This is a genomic window from Streptomyces sp. NBC_01198 (assembly GCF_036010485.1).
In the GTDB taxonomy this organism is placed as follows: Bacteria; Actinomycetota; Actinomycetes; order Streptomycetales; family Streptomycetaceae; genus Actinacidiphila.
This window is the reverse complement of sequence record NZ_CP108568.1, coordinates 2,920,353-2,939,503: the sequence shown is the minus strand read 5'-3', so window position 1 is coordinate 2,939,503 and position 19,151 is coordinate 2,920,353. Positions and strand designations below refer to the sequence as shown.

Genomic DNA, 19,151 nt, shown 5'->3' with positions numbered 1-19,151 from the left:
AGGGGTTGCGACGACTTGACCGTGGTGGCTGATGGTAGTGACTGGGGCCACTCCTTGGGAAGCCGACTCCCGGGCACCGGCGGGGGCGCACGGAAGCGCGGCCCGGCCGCCGTCGCCGGGCCGCCAGCCACGGAGCCCGAACGGTCACCGTGCGTGGTGGCGTACATGCGTACGGTCCGGCGGTCCGGGCGGCCGGCGTGTGAAAGGCCACAGTTGGGTCCGGAAAGGGTGATTTGCCCGGCCGGGCTGTTTCCATTGGGGACGGAAGAAGCCCGTGGTGCATCCGCGGGGGACCCCAGCCCCATTGGAGAGATGCGTGACGCCGCCTGAGAACGGATCTGCCCCGGAGAAGCACCCCAGGATCACCCGGCGCCGCACCATCGCGGCCGCAGCGGTGCTGATCGGCGGCAGTATCGCCCTCGCCGCGTGCAGCGGTGGCGGCTCCCACGCGGACGGCAAGTCCGCCGCGAGCTCGTCGCCGTCGGCCGCGCACACCGCGCCGGCGCCCTCGCCGACGCAGCCCGTCGTCACGCAGTCCAGCCAGGACGCGGCCGCGGCCAAGCACACCTCGGCGGCGAAGATCACCATCACTCCGCAGAACGGCGGCACCGGCGCCAAGGTCACCGGGAGCGTCAAGGTCTCCGTCAGCGGTGGCACCCTGACCTCGGTGACCATGACGTCCAAGGCGACCGGGCACAAGGTCGCGGGCAAGCTGTCCGCCGACAAGAAGAGCTGGACCCCGTCCGGCTCGCTGGCGCACAGCGTCCAGTACGCGATCGCCGCCTCGGCCACCGACACCAAGGGCCAGCCCGTCGCCGCGACCTCCACCTTCGCCACGGCCGCCGCCAAACCGTCCACCTTCGTCGGCTACTTCACGCCCGAGGACGGCTCCACCGTCGGCGTCGGGATGCCGGTGTCGGTGAACTTCGACAAGTCGATAGCCAAGGCCGACCGGGCCGCCGTGCAGCGGGGCGTCTCCGTGACGTCGAGCAGCGGGCAGCAGGTGGTCGGGCACTGGTTCAGCGCCAAGCGGCTCGACCTGCGCCCGCAGACGTACTGGACGGCCGGCTCGCACGTCACGCTCGACCTGCACCTCAAGGGCATCAAGGGCGCCCCGGGCGTCTACGGCGTCCAGGACAAGACCGTGGGCTTCGACGTGGGCCGCTCGCAGGTCTCCACGGTCGACACCAAGACCCACATGATGACCGTGGTCCGCGACGGCCAGGTCATCAGGACCATCCCGATCTCCGCCGGCGGCGACGGCCACACCACCTACAACGGTCAGATGGTCATCGAGGAGAAGGACCAGACGACCCGGATGAACGGTGCCACGGTCGGCTTCACCGACGACGACGGCAAGGGCGAGTACGACATCCCCGACGTGCCGCACGCCATGCGGCTGAGCAACTCCGGCACGTTCATCCACGGCAACTACTGGGGCGACCCCTCGGTCTTCGGTCACGCCAACACCAGCCACGGCTGCATCGGTCTGGAGGACCTCAAGGGCGGCAAGGACCCGAGCACCGACGCCGCGTGGTTCTACAACCACTCGCTGCTCGGCGACGTCGTCACGGTCGTCAACTCGCCCGACAAGACGATCCAGCCCAGCAACGGCCTCAACGGCTGGAACATGACGTGGAGCCAGTGGGTGGCAGGTTCGGCTCTGTAACGGTACGGATCCATGTCGCGGGGTCGTCCAGCACGGTACGCACCGAGCTGTAGGCGGCCCCGCGCAGTACGCCGTCATGGCCGAGCCGGGAGATCAGTACGTCCTGGGCGCGCCACTGGCGGTCGGTGACGCGGGCGGCGAGCTCGCGGCGCACGCCCGGCAGCAGCCAGGGCGCAAGGTCCGCGAGCGGGCCGCCGACCACCACGGCCTGCGGGTCGAGCAGGTTGACCGCACCGCTGAGGGCTATGCCCAGGGCGGCGCCTGCCTCCTCCAGCGCACGCAGTGCCGCAGGGTCGCCTGCGACGGCCGCCGCTTTCAGTGCCGGGCCGCGTCCGGTGCGCACACCCGCGGCCCGCAGCAGCGCCTCCTCGCCAGCGTAGGTCTCAAGACAGCCGTTCGCACCGCACGAGCACCGGGGGCCCTCCGGGCGTACGGGCACGTGCCCCAGCTCGCCGGCGAAGCCGCGGGCACCGCGGAAGAGGCGGCCCTCCACGACCAGGGCGGCGCCGATGCCGATCTCGGCGGACACGTGGACGAAGTCGGTGAGGCGGCCGTCGTGGCCGCCGAGCCACAGCTCGGCCAGGGCGCCGAGGTTGGCCTCGTTCTCCACCGCGGTGGCCGCGCCCCCGCCGAAGGCCGCGGCCAGCGGTACGTCCTCCCAGCCGAGGTTCGGCGCGCGCAGCACCGTGCCGCGGTCCGGGCCGATCAGGCCAGGGACCGCGACCGTGGTCCGCACCGGGTGCAGGCCGGCCGCCGCCGCCTCGGCGGTCACGCCGGCGGTCAGCTCCGCGAGCTCGGCCAGGACGGCCGCCGCCGGGCGGCCGCGGTTCGCCGCCGGGCGATCGGCGCGGACCCGCACCCTGCCGGTGAGGTCCACCGCGCAGGCGGCGAGGTGGTCCACGCCGATCTCCGCCCCGATGCCGGCCGGGCCCGTCTCGGCCAGCGCCAGCACGGTGCCGGGGCGGCCCACCGTGCCGGGGCGCTGCGCGCCCTGCTCCGCCACGAGGCCGACGGCCAGCAACTCGTCCACGAGCGTCGACACGGTGGCCCGCGTCAGCCCCACCTCGGCGGCCACCGCGGCCCGGGTGACCTTCTCGCCCGCGGCGAGTGCCTGCATGACCAGGGCCATGTTCCGCTGCCGAAGGCCGGCTTGTGCGCCTGTGCTCTTCCCCACGATGTACCTCCGGTCCGGTTGTGCGGTGTACGCCGCGCGTACGTCGTGGCCTTTCGCGCCGTGCCCCGCGCCCTTGGGTGGGTGTCCCGTCCTGTCGCGTTCACAGTGCCACCGCACCGTGGCTGGACGACGCGCACTTCCCGCGCCCCTGTGGGGGCTTGTCGCGCAGTTCCCCGCGCCCCTGTGGTGCTGCCCCTTGCGGTGGTGTGCTTGCCTGCGGCCTGGTGGGGGCTTGTCGCGCAGTTCCCCGCGCCCCTGATGGCTTGCCCCCTGAGCGGAGGGTGAGCGTTTTCCAGGGGCGCGAGGAACGGCGCGACAAGCCCCGACGCAGCGCAAGGTGCGAAGCCACCGCAAGTGGCACCCCCCCCGGAGGGGCGCGGGGAACTGCGCGCCCAGCCCGAGCGGCGGGAAAGCAGCCCGCCGACAGCAAGTGGCACCCCCTGAGGGGCGCGGGGAACGGCGTGCCCAGCCCGCGTGGCGGGAGAGCGGCGCGCCCAGCGCAAGTGGCACCCCCCGGGGGCGTGGCCCGAGGGGCGGGAAGGGTGCGGCCACGCCGCAAGTGCACCCCTCCGAGCCAGAGCGGCCAGCGAAGCGCACGGGCTAGGCCGAGGCCAGAGGCAGGGTCGCCGCCAGGCGGGTGAGGGTGGGGGTGTCGAGGGGGAGGGGCGGGTGGACGGGGCCCGACGTGGTGGACCAGCGGTGGGCGATGGCCACGGCGTCCTCACCCGTCAAGGCGGCAGCAGCCTGCACCGCGGCGCCCAGCGCGACGAGCTCCCCGGCTTCCGGCACCTGGACGGCGCGCCCGGACAGCCGGCGTACCGTCTCCAGCCACGCGGCCCCCCGCGCGCCCCCGCCGATGAGCAGCAGCGGCTCGTCCGAGGGCGCCTCGCCGTCCACGGCGAGGACCTGGTCGAGCGCGCCGAGCAGCGCGTAGACGGCACCGTCGTAGGCGCCCTGCAGCACCTGGCCGGCGGTCGTGTCGTGGCGCAGCCCGGTGAGCAGCCCGGAGGCGTACGGCAGGTTGGGCGTGCGTTCGCCGTCCAGGAAGGGCAGGAAGGCGATCGAGCCGCCGGGCTCGACGTCCTCCCGGTCGCGGCCGAGCAGGGCCGCCACCTTGTCGACGGCGAGCGTGCAGTTCAGCGTGCAGGCGAGCGGCAGCCAGCCGCCCGCCGCCGCGGCGAACCCGGCGACGACGCCACTCGCGTCGGCCGGCCGCTGCCGCGACACCGCGTAGACCGTGCCCGACGTGCCGAGGCTGAGCGCGGCCCGGCCGGGCGTGAGGCCGAGGCCCAGCGCGGCCGCGGCGTTGTCGCCGGTGCCCGCGGCGACCAGCGCGCCGGCCCGCAGCGGCAGCCCGTCGCGTACGGTGCCTGCCTGCTCGCCGGGGCCGAGCACAGTGGGCAGCAGGTCGGGCGCGAGGCCTATCGCGGCGAGCAGCGCCTCGTCGTAGCGCTCGGTGTCGGAGCGCCACCAGCCCGTCCCCGAGGCGTCGCCGCGGTCGGTGACGGCGGCGCCGGACAGCCGCTCGGTCAGGAAGTCGTGCGGCAGCCGCACCGCACGCGCGGCCGCGGCGGCCTCGGGCTCGTGCTCGGCGAGCCAGGCCCACTTCGAGACCGTGAAGCTCGCCCCCGGCACTGAGCCGAAGCGCTGCGCCCAGTGCTCGGCGCCGTACGTGTCGACCAGCGCGGCGGCCTGCGGCGCGGACCGCACGTCGTTCCAGAGCAGGGCGGGCCGCACCGGCCGCCCCTGCGCGTCGAGCACCACGAGCCCGTGCTGCTGGCCGCCGACGGAGACGGCCTCGGCGCGACCGGCCCACGGGCCGAGCCGGCCGAGGGCCGACTGCAGCGCGGACCACCACTCCTCGGGGTCGGTCTCCCGTCCCGCACCGGCGCTGACGGTGTGCCGCGCCTGGCCGGAGGCCAGCACCGCTCCGGTCTCGACGTCCACCGCGAGCACCTTCGTGGACTGCGTGGAACTGTCGACGCCGAGGACGACCGACCCGTGCGATGCGCTGTCCGACCCCATGTGATTCCTGTCCCTTCCCGAGCCCGTCGTGGGCTGCCACTTCCCATCATCGGCCTCGCATACTAATTTGTTCAACAGTCTGACGAATAGGAGCGAGCCGTAATGACTTCCGAGACGAACCTCACCCCCCGGCCGGAGCACAAGTTCACCTTCGGCCTGTGGACGGTCGGGTGGCTGGGCCGCGACCCGTTCGGCGACGCCACCCGCGCGCCGCTCGACCCGGTGGACACCGTCACCAAACTCGCCGAGCTCGGCGCGTACGGTGTGACGTTCCACGACGACGACCTGATCCCGTTCGGGTCCTCCGACGCCGAGCGCGACGCGACGGTCAAGCGCTTCCGTGCCGCGCTCGACACCACCGGGCTGACCGTCCCGATGGCGACCACCAACCTCTTCACCCACCCGGTCTTCAAGGACGGCGGCTTCACCTCCAACGACCGCGACGTGCGCCGCTTCGCGCTGCGCAAGACGATCCGCAACATCGACCTGGCCGCCGAGCTGGGCGCCAAGGTCTATGTCGCGTGGGGCGGCCGCGAGGGCGCCGAGTCCGGCGCCGCCAAGGACGTCCGGGTCGCGCTCGACCGCTTCAAGGAGGCCTTCGACCTGCTCGGCGACTACGTCACCGAGAAGGGCTACGACCTGCGGTTCGCCATCGAGCCCAAGCCGAACGAGCCGCGCGGCGACATCCTGCTGCCGACGGTCGGCCACGCGCTGGCGTTCATCAACACCCTGGAGCGCCCCGAAATGGTGGGCGTCAACCCGGAGGTCGGCCACGAGCAGATGGCGGGCCTGAACTTCCCGCACGGCATCGCCCAGGCGCTGTGGCACAAGAAGCTCTTCCACATCGACCTCAACGGCCAGACCGGCATCAAGTACGACCAGGACCTGCGCTTCGGCGCCGGCGACCTGCGGTCGGCGTTCTGGCTGGTGGACCTGCTGGAGACGGCGGGCTACGAAGGCCCGCGGCACTTCGACTTCAAGCCGCCGCGCACGGAGGACTACGACGGCGTGTGGGCCTCGGCCGCGGGCTGCATGCGCAACTACCTGATCCTCAAGGACCGCGCCGCCGCCTTCCGCGCCGACCCGGCCGTCCAGGAGGCGCTGGTCGCCTCGCGCCTGGACCAGCTCGCCCAGCCCACCGTCTCGGCGGACGAGGGTCTGGCCGGGCTGCTGGCCGACCGCGCCTCCTACGAGGACTTCGACGCGGATGCCGCCGCCCAGCGCGGTATGGCCTTCGAGCAGCTGGACCAGCTGGCGATGGAGCACCTGCTCGGCGCCCGCTGAAGCACCGCCTTCCCCGCGCCCGGCAAGGGCGCGGGGAACCGCGTGCCTCCCGCCGCGGCGGGAGGCAGGTGACCGGAAGGGGCAGCCCGCCACGGGACGCCGGTGGCCCGGAAGGGGCAGCCCGCCACGGGACGCCGGTGGCCGGCAGGGTCAGTACGCCACAGGGCCGCTGTCAGCCGGTCAGTTGCGGCTGCGCTCGGTCCGCTGCACGGCCGGGGACCCGGTGGCCGGCTCGGGGATCGTGGCCAGGCCCGGCTCGGCCGCGGGGACCGGCGTCCGCCGCAGCGGCCAGGCCCAGTGGTCGCGGCCCGGCAGCGGCGCCGGCGGGTCGGTGACCGGCCCGGGGATGACGGCGAGGGCCACGGCCAGCAGCGCCGAGCCGACGATGCCGTCCAGCCAGTAGTGGTTGGCGGTGCCGACCACGATCAGCGTGGTGACCAGCGGGTGCAGCAGCCACAGCCAGCGCCAGCGCGAGCGGTACGCGGCGATCAGGCCGATCGCGATGGCCAGCGCCCAGCCGACGTGCAGGGACGGCATCGCGGCGAACTGGTTGGACATCGAGTCGCCGTCCGGTTTGCCGTAGACGGCAGGACCGTAGACCGAGGCGGTGTCGATCATGCCGTCGCCGTGCAGCATCCGCGGCGGGGCCAGCGGGAAGAACAGGTGGCCGAGCAGCGCGAGCATCGTCTGGATCACGATGGCCCGCCGGATCCACAGGTAGTGCGCCCGCTTCTTGACGAACATCCAGCCGAGGAAGATCGCCATGGCCGGGAAGTGCACGGTGGCGTAGAGGTAGTTGGCGGTGTGGATCACCGTGTGGCTGTGCAGCATCAGCTGCTGGACCGTGTGCTCGCTCGGCAGGTGGACCGCGCGCTCGAACGACCAGACGTTGTCGGCGTGCCGGAAGGCGTCGTCGGTCTGCCCGTTGGCGACCTTGCGGCCGTACTTGTAGATCGAGTCCACCACGAAGAGCAGCAGCAACTCGGGCAGCAGCTGGGGGAGCCTGGCCGGCAGCGGGACCCTGGGTCTGGGGAACGGGCGCTTGGCGGCGATGACCGACGACGACACGCTCCCCAGTCCCATATGGCAGTCCCTGCCCCTCCGCACCGCAATCCGCTGAAGTCCACCGACAGCCCCGAGGCGGCGTCGTCTGGACCACCTGCCCCGCACAACCGACGTCATTCCGACCGCTCCCGGCCATCCTTGCAAAACCCGCGCGAAATGTCCGTGGGGTTGACGTCGTGACCACCAGTGTGGAACGCGGGTCACGGTTTCGGCCGCAGGCGCGCCCCGCTGCTCGCCGACTGCAACGTGCGTATCGGTTGACGCAAAAATCTCTCAACTGTGCGTAGCTGGACGGCAAATAGCCGAAATCATCTCGCACGAGCCTTGTGGAACCGGACGTCGCCGCCCTAATGTCACCTCACCCCCGACGCCCGTGCCGCTCTCCCCCAGCAGTTCGCCTGGGGATCCCGTCAGACCGAGAGCGGAACGGGCGCCGGGGCGACCCCCACCTGAGCCTGTCCCGAGAGAATCGAGCTTTCGATGTCACGGAGCATCACCGGTGCTGTGGCGAGATGGTCAAGAGGACGACGGCGAAGAGCCGCCGTGTCGGTCGCGTCGGTGACCGCCGCGGCGGCCGCGCTCGGCGTGCTGACCGGCGGAACGGCACTGGCCGGTACGGCGGCCGGCGGGCACGGCGGCCAAGCGGGCGCAGGCAAGGCCGTGGTGACCCGCGCCGCGCTCGACCCCTCGCTCACCGCGGGCCGCGGCGCGGACGTCGGCTTCGCGGAGCAGGAGGCCGAGAACGCCACCACCGACGGCACCGTCATCGGCCCGGGCCGGGACGCCTACACGCTGCCCGCCGAGGCGTCGGGCCGTAGCGCGGTCACCCTCAAGCCCGGGCAGTACGTCGACTTCACGCTGCCGAGCGCGGCCAACGCGATCAACGTGCGCTACAGCATCCCCGACGCCGCGACCGGCGGCGGGATCACCTCACCGCTGAACGTCTCGGTCGACGGCGGCGCCAAGAAGACCCTCACGCTGACCTCGCAGTACTCCTGGCTCTACAACCTCTACCCGTTCTCGAACGACCCGGCCGCCGACATCCTGCACCCCGACTACTGGGTCACCGAGTGCTCCTGCGTCCCGCAGGACACCACCCCGGCGCCGGTCTTCGCCAAGCCCTTCAGGCCCAACCACTTCTACGACGAGCAGCGGCTGCTGCTCGGCCGCACCTACCGGGCCGGCCAGACCGTACGGCTGGCGGTGCCCGCGGGGGCCGCGACCACCACCGTAGACCTGCTGGACTCGCAGCTGGTCGCGCCGCCGAAGGTCGACGTGCTGGCCGCCAACGTGCTGCTGTTCGGCGCAGACCCGACCGGCCGGCGCGACTCGGCCGACGCGATCGACCGGGCCATCGCCTTCGCGCAGCGCTCCCACCTGAAGGTCTACATCCCGCCGGGCACCTACCAGGTCGACCGGCACATCATCGTGGACCACGTCACCATCGAGGGCGCGGGCAGCTGGTACACGGTCATCAAGGGCCACCAGGTGGACCTGGCGACCCCGGCTGCGGACGGGTCGGTGCACACCGGCGTCGGCTTCTACGGCAAGGACGCGGCGGCGGGCGGCAGTTCCGACGTCCACCTGTCGGGCTTCGCGATCCAGGGCGACGTGCGCGAGCGGATCGACACCGACCAGGTCAACGGGATCGGCGGATCGCTCAGCAACTCCACCATCGACGGGCTGTACATCCAGCACACCAAGGTCGGCATGTGGTTCGACGGCCCGATGACCAATCTGCGGATCACCGGCAACGTGATCGTCGACCAGATCGCCGACGGCATCAACTTCCACACCGGCGTGACGCGTTCGGTCATCTCCGGCAACTTCCTGCGCAACACCGGTGACGACGCGCTGGCGCTGTGGTCGGAGAAGACCGAGGACGCCGGCAACACCGTCGACCACAACACCCTGCAGACCCCGGTGCTCGCCAACGGCATCGCCCTCTACGGCGGTACGGACAACACCGTGTCGGCCAACCTGATCGCCGACCCGATCCGGGAGGGCAGCGCCATCCAGGTCGGCTCGCGCTTCGGCTCCGAGGCCTTCACCGGCAAGCTGTCGATCACCGACAACACCACGGTCAGGGCCGGCACGTACGAGCTCAACTGGAACATCGGGCTCGGCGCGATCTGGTTCTACGCGCTGGAGAAGAACATCGACGCCGACATCCAGGTGACCGGCGACCACTTCCTCGACAGCACCTACAACGCGATCATGCTGGTCAGCGACTTCCCGGTGAAGGACCTCTACTCCATCACCGGCGTGCACTTCAAGGACATCCAGGTCGACGGCACCGGCACCTCCGTGCTGAGCGCCCGGGTCGCGGGCGGCGCCACCTTCCAGAACGTCGACGCCCGCAACGTCGGAGCCGTCGGCATCAACAACTGCGGCTCCTTCAACTTCCCCGCCACCGGCTCGGAGTTCGCCGTCACCGATCTCGGCGGCAACGACGGCGGCGGCACGACCGGCCCCTGGCTGGCCCCCTGGGAGCTGCCCAACACGATCACCTGCGACGACCGTCCCGCAGTCGTCCCGCCGCCGGCGCCGTCCGCCTGGTGACCCGGCACTGACCCACCGACCCACCCGCCCGGCCGGCCGCCTCCCCGCGGCCGGCCGGGCTCATCGCAGGCCCGCCTCGCGTTCGGCCGCCGCGCGCAGCCAGTCGGTGAAGCGGTCGCCGCCGGCGTTCGGGCCGGCGAAGGGGCCGTCGGGCTCGTTGTACGACCAGACCTCGGGGTCCGGCCCCGGGCCGCGCAGGAAGTCGAAGCGGTAACCCTGGTGCATCAGGATCACCCGGTCGCCCGCCTCGAACCGGAAGTTCACGCCGTGCTCGGCCAGCAGGTCCTCGGCGGCCTCGCGCAGCCCGAGCATCAGCGGGTAGAAGACGTCGCTGCTGACCAGGAAGCGGCCGAAACCGGCACCCGTCAGGGCGAGGAAGCAGCGGTACGCGGCGCCGACCGGTCCCGGCTGGTCGCGTTCGATCTCCATGATCTCCCGCACCCCCAGGCCCAGCGGCCGCGCGCCCGTGGCGTCGCCGCGCTCATCCAGCAGGCCCACCGCGGCCCGTACCCGCGCCTCAGGACCCATCCGCGCCCAGGCCGCGTCGTCGATCGACACCGTACGGCTCCGCACCCAGCCCCACCCCCGATCTGTCGGTGTACGCACCACCGCACATGACTACCAGAGCCGGAGCCGCGCCGGTGGATTCCTGGCCAGGGGCGGGCCCTTCGGGGCACTACGCTCGGCGGCATGAGCGATCAGCACTTCGAAACCCTCGCCATCCACGCCGGACAGCCGGCCGACGCCCAGACCGGCGCCGTCGTCACACCGATCTACCAGGTGTCGACGTACAAGCAGGACGGCGTCGGCGGTCTGCGCGGCGGCTACGAGTACAGCAGGTCGGCCAATCCGACCAGGGCCGCGCTCGAGCAGAACCTGGCGGCGCTGGAGGGCGGCCGCCGCGGCCTGGCCTTCGCCTCCGGCCTGGCGGCCGAGGACTGCCTGCTGCGGACCGTCCTGGCCCCCGGCGACCACGTGGTCATCCCCGACGACGCCTACGGCGGCACCTTCCGGCTGTTCGCGAAGGTCGTGGAGCGCTGGGGCGTGACCTGGTCGGTGGCCGACACCTCCGACGTGCAGGCGGTACGGGACGCGGTACGCCCGCAGACCAAGCTGATCTGGGTCGAGACGCCGTCCAACCCGCTGCTGGGCATCACCGACATCGCCGCGCTCGCCGGGGTGGCGCGGCAGGCGGGGGTGCGGCTGGTGGTGGACAACACCTTCGCCAGCCCGTATCTCCAGCAGCCGCTCGCGCTGGGCGCGGACGTGGTGGTGCACTCCACGACCAAGTACATGGGCGGGCACTCCGACGTGGTCGGCGGCGCCATGGTGACCGCCGACACCACGCTGGGCGAGGAACTCGCCTACCACCAGAACGCGATGGGCGCGATCGCCGGCCCCTTCGACTCCTGGCTGGTGATGCGCGGCGTCAAGACCCTCGCGGTGCGGATGGACCGGCACAGCGCCAACGCCTCCCGGGTGGCCGAACTGCTGGCCGCGCACCCGAAGGTGCACCAGGTCTACTACCCCGGGCTGCCCGAGCACCCGGGCCACGAGGTAGCGGCCAAGCAGATGAAGGCCTTCGGCGGCATGGTCTCCTTCCGGGTGAACGGTGGCGAGGACGCGGCCGTCGCGGTGTGCGACCGCACCGAGCTGTTCACCCTGGGCGAGTCGCTGGGCGGTGTCGAGTCGCTGATCGAGCACCCGGGCCGGATGACGCACGCGTCCGTCGCCGGGTCGGCCCTTGAGGTGCCGTCCGACCTCGTACGCCTGTCGGTCGGCATCGAGGCGGTCGACGACCTGCTGGCCGACCTCGGCCAGGCGCTGGGCTGACCGGGCGGGCGGCTCAGGGGATCAGCGGCGCCGCCACCCGGCCCATGCTCACCGGCGACCACCAGGTGCCGTCGCCGGGGTCGTCGGCCGGGGCTTCGTCGTCCGGCCAGGCGAGCACCGCGAAGACGATGCCGGTGAGCGCGGCGGCCACCACCAGCACCCACAGCACGTGCAGCAGCACCCGGCGGCGGCGTACCGTGCGCCGCCCCCGGACCGCCGCCCGGGCCACCAGGCCGGCCGGCACCGCCGGGTGCGGGGTGTCGAGCAGTTGCCGCACCTCGTCGTCGCGCCGGTTCGGCGCCCTCACGGGGCCACCCCCTGCGCCGCCCGGTGCTCGGCGCGCTCGCGCGCCTCGGCGACCGTACGCGGCGCCGCGGCTGGACCGGCCGGGCTGCCCGGGCCGCCGTCCGGCGGCGGCGGTCCCGCCGGGTCGAAGCGGCTGCTGCGCAGGGTCGCGGTGGCCCGGGCGCAGATCGCCCTGACCCGGTCGGCGGGCAGCCCGAGCTGCGCGGCGGTCTGCTCCTCGGCGACGCCCTCGAAGTACCGCATCGTGACGACCAGCCGCTCCTGCGGGGTCAGCCGCGCCAGGACGCCGCCGTGCGGGCGGCGCCACCACGGCCGGTAGGCGAAGCGGCGTACCAGCTCCGCCCGCGCCTGGTCGTAGGGGTCCTCGGCGCGCATCCGCAGCCAGTCGGCGTAGGTACGCGCCAGGGTCGCGGTGAGCAGTTTCTCGGCCTGCTCCCGGTCGCCGGTGAGCAGGGTGGCGGTGTGCAGCAGTCGGCCCGCCGCCCCGGCGCTGAACGCCGCGAACTCGGCGTCCCGTCGGTTCTCCGCTGCCGTCCGGCGCTTCCCCACGCGGCCATGGGACGGCAACCGGGTGTTCCCGGTCAAGCCCCCTGCGTGTCCCCCTGCACCTCGTACGCACCATCGGTACGAGGTGCCACTTCCGCCGCTCCCGGGGCCTCGTCTTCGGTGCGGCCGAGACCGGCGTGCCAGTCGGCGAGCGCGGTGTTGAAGCGTACGAGCAGATCGGTGAAGACCTCCCGCTCGCCGGTCGTCCAGCCGTCGGTGACATGGGCCATCAGCCGGCGGCGGGAGTCGCGCACCTCGTCGAGCCGGCCGCGCCCGCGCGGCGAGACGGCCAGGACCACGGCCCGGCCGTCGTCGGGGTGCGAGGTGCGCTTGACCAGACCGGTGTCGACCAGCGGCGCCACCTGCCGGGTGACGGTCGAGGAGTCGATGCCCATGGCCTCGGCGAGCGCCTTGACGCCCATCGGGCCCTCCCGGTCGAGCCGGTTGAGCAGCAGATAGGCGGCGCGGTCCATGGAGTTGCGGGCCTTGCCCACACCGCCGAGCCGGGTCTGTTCCGCGCGGCGGGCGAAAAGGGCCACCTGGTGCTGGAGGCGCTCCAGGAGTTCTGACGAGGTCTCCGTCGGTTTGGACATGACCTTGAAGCTCGCGTTCTGTCGGTCCTGCGAAGGGCGATCGGACGGCGGGAAGTTGGGAGAAGAGTACGCGGACCGGCTGCCCGAGTGACCCAGCACGCACAAACCGCAACCCGGTCCTGACCGCGTCGTGAACCCCCGGCGGCGCGCCCCCGCCCCGGTCGTGCCCCGGGCGTGGCGGGGGCGGGCGGCTGCGAGACTGGTGGTATGGACAGACCGGCACCCTCCGCGCCCCACCCGATCACCCTCGATGACGTGCGCGGCGCCCACAAGATGCTCTCCGGCGTGGCCCGCATGACCGCGATGGAGACCAGCAGACACCTGTCGTCGCTGGTCGGGGCACCCGTGCACCTCAAGTGCGAGAACCTGCAACGCACCGGTTCCTTCAAGATCCGCGGCGCCTACGTGCGCATCGCCGGGCTCAGTCCCGAGGAGCGCGCGGCCGGCGTGGTGGCGGCCAGCGCCGGCAACCACGCGCAGGGCGTGGCGCTCGCGGCCGCGCTGCTCGGCGTGCGCTCCACCGTCTTCATGCCGGTCGGCGCCCCGCTGCCGAAGGTCGCCGCGACCCGCGACTACGGCGCCGAGGTCCGGCTGCACGGCGCGGTCGTGGACGAGACGCTGCGGGCGGCCATCGCGTACGCCGAGGAGACCGGCGCGGTCTTCATCCACCCCTTCGACCACCCGGACATCATCGCCGGGCAGGGCACGGTGGGCCTGGAGATCCTGGAGCAGTGCCCCGAGGTGCGCACCATCCTGGTGGGCGTCGGCGGCGGCGGGCTCGCCGCCGGTGTCGCGGTCGCGGTCAAGGCGCTGCGGCCCGACGTGCGGGTGGTGGGGGTGCAGGCGGCGGGCGCCGCCGCCTACCCGCCCTCGCTGGCGGCCGGCCGGCCGGTGGCGCTGGGCTCGGTGGCCACCATGGCCGACGGCATCATGGTCGGCAGGCCGGGGGACGTGCCGTTCGGGGTGATAAGGGACCTGCTCGACGACGTGGTGACGGTCTCTGAGGACCAGCTGTCGTCGGCGCTGCTGCTGTGCCTGGAGCGGGCGAAGCTGGTCGTCGAGCCGGCCGGGGCGAGCTCGGTGGCCGCGCTGCTCGCGGCGCCGGACGCCTACGAGGGGCCGGTCGTGGCGGTGCTGTCCGGCGGCAACGTGGACCCGCTGCTGATGCAGCGCATCCTGCGGCACGGCATGTCGGCGGCGGGCCGCTACCTGTCGCTGCGGCTGCGGCTGACCGACCGGCCGGGGGCGCTGGCGACGCTGCTCGGGGTGCTGTCGCTGGCGGACGCCAACGTCCTGGACGTCAGCCATGTGCGGACCGACCCGCGGCTCGGCCTCACCGAGGCGGAGGTCGAGGTGCACCTGGAGACCAAGGGCCCCGAGCACTGCGCCGCGGTCGGCACCGCGCTGGAGGACGCCGGCTACGTGGTGATCGCCTGACGGACGGCGGGTGCGGCGGCCGTACCCGTACCCGTGGCCGTGGCCGTCCGGCGGGTTGACGCGATATATCGCGTCTGGCATTCTCGCGGCATATCGCGAGGGTGCCCGGTAAAGCGTTCGCAAAACGGCGGGGTATCCGGCGATCATCGGCCGATGAGTTTCGGCGGGCCGACCAGTCGTACAGCCGTAACAGCACACAGCGAAGCAACGGACGGGAGCGAAAAAATGCCGGGCGCCATCTATGCCGAAGGTCTGGTCAAGACCTTCGGCGATGTCAGGGCACTGGGGGGAGTGGACCTTGACGTGCCGGAGGGCACGGTCCTCGGTTTGCTCGGGCCCAACGGGGCGGGCAAGACCACCGCCGTCCGGGTGCTGACCACACTTCTGCAGCCGGACAGCGGCAGGGCCACCGTCGCGGGCATCGACGTGCTCAAGCACCCCAACGAGGTCCGCAGGCACATCGGCCTGTCGGGCCAGTTCGCCGCCGTGGACGAGTTCCTCACCGGCCGCGAGAACATCCAGATGGTCGGCGAGCTCTACCAGCTCAGCGCCAAGGCCGCCCGCAAGCGGGCCGACGAGCTGCTGGAGCGCTTCAACCTCGCCGACGCCGCCAACCGGATCTCCAAGACCTACTCCGGCGGTATGCGCCGCCGGCTCGACCTGGCCGCCGCGCTGGTGGTCAGCCCGCCGGTGATGTTCATGGACGAGCCCACCACCGGGCTCGACCCGCGCAACCGGCAGCAGCTGTGGGAGGTCATCCAGGAACTGGTCGCGGGCGGCACCACGTTGCTGCTCACCACGCAGTATCTGGAGGAGGCCGACCACCTCGCCCACGACATCTGCGTCATCGACCACGGCAAGGTCATCGCCCGCGGCACCTCCGACCAGCTCAAGGCGCAGACCGGCGGCGAGCGCGTCGAGGTCGTGGTGCACGAGCGGGACCGGATCGAGGACGCGGCCCGCGCGATGGCCGCGCACGGCAAGGGCGAGGTCAAGATCGAGCAGCACACCCGCAAGATCACCGTCCCGGTGACCGGCGGCGCCAAGCTGCTCGCCGAGGTGATCCGCGACCTCGACGCCGGCGGCATCGAGATCGACGACATCGGCCTGCGCCGCCCCACCCTGGACGACGTCTTCATCTCGCTCACCGGCCACGCGGCCGAGGCGGCGGCGACCGGCGACGACGAGGACGGCGGCGCCGGCGGCGAAGGGGCGGGCGGGTCCGCCAAGGACGCCAAGGACGCCAAGGACGCCAAGGACGCCAAGGACGCCAAGGACGCGAAGCACGACAAGCACGACAAGCACGACAAGGACGCCGACGACGCCGAGGGGGCCGTCAAATGACGACCGTGACCCAGACCCCGCCGCAGCCGACCCAGGCGCCGCACGCCCGTGGCGGCGTCATCCAGTCCGCGCACGACTCGCTGGTGGTCGCCAAGCGCAATCTGCTGCGGATGATGCGCATCCCCGAGGTCGTGATCTTCGGGCTGATCCAGCCGATCATGTTCGTGGTGCTGTTCAGCTACGTCTTCGGCGGGTCCGTCAACGTCGGCGGCACCTTCGACGCCCGCGCCTACCGCGAGTTCCTGATGGCCGGCATCTTCGCGCAGACCGTCACCTTCGCCACCGCGGGCGCCGGCGCCGGCATCGCGGACGACATGAGCAAGGGCCTGATCGACCGGTTCCGCTCGCTGCCGATGTCCCGTGGCGCGGTGCTCACCGGCCGCACCCTCGCCGACCTGGTGCAAACGGCGCTGACCGTGGTGGTGCTGGCCTGCGTCGGCCTGCTGGTCGGCTGGCGGATCCACCACGGCGTCCCGAAGATGTTCGCCGCCTTCGCGCTGCTGCTCCTGCTGGGCTACGCCTTCTCCTGGATCGGCGCGCTGATCGGCCTGTCGGTGCGGAGCCCTGAGGCGGCCACCTCCGGCGGCCTGATCTGGCTCTTCCCGGTGACCTTCGTGTCCAACGCGTTCGTCTCGCCGCAGAACATGACGCCGTGGCTGCGGCACGTCGCCGAGTGGAACCCGTTCAGCGCCACCGTCCAGGCCGGCCGGGTGCTGTTCGGCAACCCCGGCGTGGTCCAGTCCGACGCCTGGCCGATGCAGCACCCGGTGTGGGCGTCGCTGGCCTGGTCGGTGGTCATCATCGTGGTCTTCCGCACCCTGGCGGTCCGCAAGTACCGCTCGGCGACGGCCTGACGGCCCGGTCCTGCTACGCAGCGAGCCCCCGGCGGTCCTCCGCCGGGGGCTCGTCCGTGCCCGGGGGCTCAGCCCTGATAAGGCTTGACGTCGAGGATCTTCACCGACGCGCTCTTGCCGTTCGGCAGCTCGTACGTGGCGTCGTCGCCGGTCCGCTTGCCGGCCACACCGCGGCCCAGCGGGGACTGCGGCGAATACGTCTCCAGGTCGCTGGAGATGCCCTCACGGGAGCCGAGCAGGAAGGTCGTGGTGTCGTCGGGGTCGCCGTCGAAGGCGATCGTGACGACCATGCCGGGAGCCACCACGCCGTCGTCCGCCGGGGCCTCGCCGACCTTGGCGGACTCCAGGATCTGGTTCAGCTGCCGGATGCGCAGCTCCAGCTTGCCCTGGTCCTCACGCGCCGCGTGATAGCCGGCGTTCTCCTTGAGATCGCCTTCCTGGCGGGCTTCCTCGATCTTGGCGACGATCTCGGCGCGCGCCGGACCAGACAGATGCTCCAGCTCGGCCCTGAGCTGGTCGTACGCCGCCTGGGTCAGCCAGGTGACGTTGTCGCTGGTCTGGGTCACAGGTGCTCCTCGTCGGTACTGTCGTGAAGAACTGCATTGCCACCGGTAGCCGGGACGAAACCACGAGCCTAACAATTACCGGCGTATGACGGGGGCGGGTACGGCGCGGGCCGCGCCGACCTCGGGAAAGGGCTCGGGTGCCGGGCGGGCGCCGGGCAGGTCAGCCGCGGGGCGCCGCGCTGCAGCCGACCAGTTCGCCGGTCTCGCCGCGGGCGGTGGTGCGCACCGTGACGACGGTGTCGATCTGCTCGCCGTGCTGGGCGAGGCGTACGTCCTTGCGGCCCACCTCGGCGTGGTCGCTGCCCACCGAGCGCACCGTGCACACCGCGACGGCGCCGGCGCCCTTGTGGACCTCCAGGTGGATCTGCAGCGCCTGGTCGGAGACCGCCTGGAACGCCACCACCTGGCCGCTGACCTTGTCGCCGGCCAGCGAGTCGTAGCCGTACCAGCCGATACCCGCCGCGATCAGCACGCCCGTCACGACGGCGGCGATCCGCAGCTTGCGGTCGGCGCGGGCGTCCGCGTCCGGCCCGTAGCGGCCGGCGGGCGGGGAGTTCTGTGGACCGGCCTGTACAGCCGCCATGATCGTTCCTCCCGTTCACTGACCGCGGAATTATTCGTCCCCTCGCTCGGTCACTATAGAAGGCGTGCTCCCTGCGCCCACCGAGGGGGCACCTGAACCAATAGCGGGAACCAACGGGACTTTGAGGACACCAGCCTTGACTGAGCAGCTTCGACTGATGGCCGTACACGCTCACCCCGACGACGAGTCGAGCAAGGGTGCCGCCACCATGGCCAAGTACGTGTCAGAAGGGGTGGACGTACTGGTGGCCACCTGCACCGGCGGCGAGCGGGGCTCGGTGCTCAACCCCAAGCTCCAGGGCGACGCGTACATCGAGGAGCACATCCACGAGGTACGGGCCAGGGAGATGGACGAGGCCAGGGAGATCCTGGGCGTCAAGCAGGCCTGGCTGGGCTTCGTGGACTCCGGACTGCCCGAGGGCGACCCGCTGCCGCCGCTGCCCGAGGGCTGCTTCGGGCTGCAGGACGTCGACGAGGCGGCCGGCGCGCTGGTGAAGCTGATCCGCGAGTTCAAGCCGCAGGTGATCACCACCTACGACGAGAACGGCGGCTACCCGCACCCCGACCACATCATGACCCACAAGATCTCCATGGTGGCCTTCGAGGCCGCCGGCGACCCGGAGCGGTATCCGGAGGCCGGCGAGCCGTGGACGCCGCTGAAGCTCTACTACAACCAGGGCTTCAACAAGGCCCGCACCCTCGCGCTGCACGAGGCGATCGAGGCCCGCGGCCTGGAGTCGCCCTACGGCGAATGGCTCAAGCGCTGGGAGGAGTTCGCCCGCCCGGAGCGCAACATCTCCACCCATGTGCCGTGCGCCGACTTCTTCGAGATCCGGGACAAGGCGCTCATCGCGCACGCCACCCAGATCGACCCCGAGGGCGGCTGGTTCCGGGTCCCGATGGACCTCCAGCGCGAGGTCTGGCCGACCGAGGACTACGAGCTCGCGAAGACCCGGGTGGACGTCTCGCTGCCGGAGGACGACCTCTTTGCGGGCATCCGCGAGGCCTAGGCGACAATGGGGGTGTGACAGCAACCCAAGCCTTCGGACGCCCGCTGGTCTCCCTCGCCGAGGTGAACCAGGACAAGGTGACGCCGGGGCTCCTCGGATTCGTGATCTTCGCTGTGCTCGCCTTCGGACTCTGGATGCTCATGAAGAACATGGGCAAGCAGATGAAGAAGATCGACTTCGAGGAGCAGCCGGAAGCCGGGGCGCCCGAGCGCCCCACCGCTGACCCCACCACCCACGGGTCCTGACCCCGCCCGCCGCCGCCCCGGGGCGGCACCCCGCTCTCACGTGGCCCACCCGGCCC

The 19,151-nt window shown here is 72.2% G+C and carries 18 protein-coding genes; 9 read left to right on the top strand and 9 right to left on the bottom strand.

Annotated features, from left to right (window positions below):
• Positions 1–316 precede the first annotated feature (316 nt).
• The gene (locus OG702_RS13045) at positions 317–1,669 is read left to right on the top strand and encodes a L,D-transpeptidase (RefSeq protein ID WP_327289048.1); all 1,353 of its coding nucleotides are present in this window, start codon (positions 317–319) and stop codon (positions 1,667–1,669) included.
• Here the strand turns inward: OG702_RS13045 and OG702_RS13040 are convergent.
• Both OG702_RS13040 and xylB read right to left on the bottom strand, forming a co-directional pair.
• Positions 1,617–2,798 (bottom strand): ROK family protein, encoded by a 1,182-nt coding sequence (locus OG702_RS13040; RefSeq protein ID WP_442814707.1) that lies wholly within the window; start codon positions 2,796–2,798, stop codon positions 1,617–1,619. The two genes, OG702_RS13045 and OG702_RS13040, sit on opposite strands and share 53 nt — an antisense overlap.
• 645 nt (positions 2,799–3,443) lie before the next feature.
• Positions 3,444–4,868 (bottom strand): xylulokinase, encoded by a 1,425-nt coding sequence (xylB, locus tag OG702_RS13035; protein ID WP_327289047.1) that lies wholly within the window; start codon positions 4,866–4,868, stop codon positions 3,444–3,446.
• Between the two features lie 102 nt (positions 4,869–4,970).
• Between xylB and xylA the strand changes: the two genes are divergently transcribed.
• Positions 4,971–6,152 carry a xylose isomerase gene (gene xylA / locus OG702_RS13030; protein ID WP_327289046.1) on the top strand — a complete coding sequence of 394 codons (1,182 nt, stop codon included), beginning with the start codon at positions 4,971–4,973 and terminating at the stop codon, positions 6,150–6,152.
• A gap of 180 nt (positions 6,153–6,332) precedes the next feature.
• On the opposite strand, the gene OG702_RS13025 is transcribed toward xylA, so the two are convergent.
• Positions 6,333–7,235, bottom strand: a complete 903-nt coding sequence (locus tag OG702_RS13025) for a phosphatase PAP2 family protein (RefSeq protein WP_327289045.1) — start codon at positions 7,233–7,235, stop codon at positions 6,333–6,335.
• A gap of 462 nt (positions 7,236–7,697) precedes the next feature.
• On the opposite strand from OG702_RS13025, the gene OG702_RS13020 reads away from it, so the two are divergent.
• Complete coding sequence (locus OG702_RS13020; protein WP_327289044.1) at positions 7,698–9,779, top strand: glycosyl hydrolase family 28-related protein; 2,082 nt, start codon at positions 7,698–7,700, stop codon at positions 9,777–9,779.
• A 60-nt stretch (positions 9,780–9,839) separates the two neighbouring features.
• On the opposite strand, the gene OG702_RS13015 is transcribed toward OG702_RS13020, so the two are convergent.
• A complete protein-coding gene (locus OG702_RS13015) occupies positions 9,840–10,337 on the bottom strand; it encodes a hypothetical protein (protein WP_327289043.1) in 498 nt (165 codons plus the stop codon).
• A gap of 132 nt (positions 10,338–10,469) precedes the next feature.
• Between OG702_RS13015 and OG702_RS13010 the strand changes: the two genes are divergently transcribed.
• The gene (locus OG702_RS13010; protein ID WP_327289042.1) at positions 10,470–11,612 is read left to right on the top strand and encodes a cystathionine gamma-synthase; all 1,143 of its coding nucleotides are present in this window, start codon (positions 10,470–10,472) and stop codon (positions 11,610–11,612) included.
• Between the two features lie 13 nt (positions 11,613–11,625).
• On the opposite strand, the gene OG702_RS13005 is transcribed toward OG702_RS13010, so the two are convergent.
• Genes OG702_RS13005 through OG702_RS12995 form a run of 3 tightly spaced genes read right to left on the bottom strand, consistent with a single transcriptional unit; the run spans position 11,626 to position 13,057 of the window.
• A complete protein-coding gene (locus tag OG702_RS13005; protein ID WP_327289041.1) occupies positions 11,626–11,919 on the bottom strand; it encodes a hypothetical protein in 294 nt (97 codons plus the stop codon).
• Entirely contained in the window at positions 11,916–12,467 is a 552-nt protein-coding gene (locus OG702_RS13000) for a sigma factor-like helix-turn-helix DNA-binding protein (RefSeq protein ID WP_327289040.1), read from the bottom strand. The genes OG702_RS13005 and OG702_RS13000 overlap by 4 nt, the downstream gene beginning before the upstream one ends.
• Before the next feature lie 32 nt (positions 12,468–12,499).
• Positions 12,500–13,057 carry a MarR family winged helix-turn-helix transcriptional regulator gene (locus tag OG702_RS12995; protein ID WP_327289039.1) on the bottom strand — a complete coding sequence of 186 codons (558 nt, stop codon included), beginning with the start codon at positions 13,055–13,057 and terminating at the stop codon, positions 12,500–12,502.
• A gap of 207 nt (positions 13,058–13,264) precedes the next feature.
• On the opposite strand from OG702_RS12995, the gene ilvA reads away from it, so the two are divergent.
• From ilvA to OG702_RS12980, 3 genes are all read left to right on the top strand, one after another.
• Entirely contained in the window at positions 13,265–14,494 is a 1,230-nt protein-coding gene (gene ilvA, locus OG702_RS12990; RefSeq protein WP_327289038.1) for a threonine ammonia-lyase, read from the top strand.
• A 225-nt stretch (positions 14,495–14,719) separates the two neighbouring features.
• A complete protein-coding gene (locus OG702_RS12985; protein ID WP_327289037.1) occupies positions 14,720–15,838 on the top strand; it encodes an ATP-binding cassette domain-containing protein in 1,119 nt (372 codons plus the stop codon).
• Positions 15,835–16,692, top strand: coding sequence for an ABC transporter permease (locus OG702_RS12980; RefSeq protein ID WP_327289036.1), 858 nt, complete (start codon positions 15,835–15,837; stop codon positions 16,690–16,692). Before OG702_RS12985 ends, OG702_RS12980 begins: the two co-directional genes overlap by 4 nt.
• Before the next feature lie 68 nt (positions 16,693–16,760).
• On the opposite strand, the gene greA is transcribed toward OG702_RS12980, so the two are convergent.
• Both greA and OG702_RS12970 read right to left on the bottom strand, forming a co-directional pair.
• The gene (gene greA / locus OG702_RS12975) at positions 16,761–17,258 is read right to left on the bottom strand and encodes a transcription elongation factor GreA (RefSeq protein ID WP_327289035.1); all 498 of its coding nucleotides are present in this window, start codon (positions 17,256–17,258) and stop codon (positions 16,761–16,763) included.
• A gap of 160 nt (positions 17,259–17,418) precedes the next feature.
• On the bottom strand, positions 17,419–17,841 hold the full coding sequence (locus OG702_RS12970) for a DUF4307 domain-containing protein (protein ID WP_327289034.1): 423 nt from the start codon (positions 17,839–17,841) through the stop codon (positions 17,419–17,421).
• Between the two features lie 136 nt (positions 17,842–17,977).
• Here OG702_RS12970 and mca point away from each other — a divergent pair, with 136 nt between their 5' ends.
• The gene (gene mca / locus OG702_RS12965; protein ID WP_327289033.1) at positions 17,978–18,850 is read left to right on the top strand and encodes a mycothiol conjugate amidase Mca; all 873 of its coding nucleotides are present in this window, start codon (positions 17,978–17,980) and stop codon (positions 18,848–18,850) included.
• Between the two features lie 14 nt (positions 18,851–18,864).
• Positions 18,865–19,095, top strand: coding sequence for a hypothetical protein (locus OG702_RS12960; protein ID WP_327289032.1), 231 nt, complete (start codon positions 18,865–18,867; stop codon positions 19,093–19,095).
• The last annotated feature ends 56 nt before the right edge of the window (positions 19,096–19,151 follow it).

What these genes read in the sequence shown, in the direction of transcription:
- xylA (WP_327289046.1), top strand. Translation starts at nt 4,971, where the DNA reads ATGACTTCCGAGACGAACCTCACCCCCCGGCCGGAGCACAAGTTCACC.
- OG702_RS13010 (WP_327289042.1), top strand. Translation starts at nt 10,470, where the DNA reads ATGAGCGATCAGCACTTCGAAACCCTCGCCATCCACGCCGGACAGCCG.
- OG702_RS12985 (WP_327289037.1), top strand. Translation starts at nt 14,720, where the DNA reads ATGCCGGGCGCCATCTATGCCGAAGGTCTGGTCAAGACCTTCGGCGAT.
- OG702_RS13040 (WP_442814707.1), bottom strand. Translation starts at nt 2,798, where the DNA reads ATGGCCCTGGTCATGCAGGCACTCGCCGCGGGCGAGAAGGTCACCCGG.
- OG702_RS13025 (WP_327289045.1), bottom strand. Translation starts at nt 7,235, where the DNA reads ATGGGACTGGGGAGCGTGTCGTCGTCGGTCATCGCCGCCAAGCGCCCG.
- OG702_RS12995 (WP_327289039.1), bottom strand. Translation starts at nt 13,057, where the DNA reads ATGTCCAAACCGACGGAGACCTCGTCAGAACTCCTGGAGCGCCTCCAG.
- ilvA (WP_327289038.1), top strand. Translation starts at nt 13,265, where the DNA reads ATGGACAGACCGGCACCCTCCGCGCCCCACCCGATCACCCTCGATGAC.
- OG702_RS12970 (WP_327289034.1), bottom strand. Translation starts at nt 17,841, where the DNA reads ATGGCGGCTGTACAGGCCGGTCCACAGAACTCCCCGCCCGCCGGCCGC.
- xylB (WP_327289047.1), bottom strand. Translation starts at nt 4,868, where the DNA reads ATGGGGTCGGACAGCGCATCGCACGGGTCGGTCGTCCTCGGCGTCGAC.
- OG702_RS13020 (WP_327289044.1), top strand. Translation starts at nt 7,698, where the DNA reads ATGTCACGGAGCATCACCGGTGCTGTGGCGAGATGGTCAAGAGGACGA.
- OG702_RS12980 (WP_327289036.1), top strand. Translation starts at nt 15,835, where the DNA reads ATGACGACCGTGACCCAGACCCCGCCGCAGCCGACCCAGGCGCCGCAC.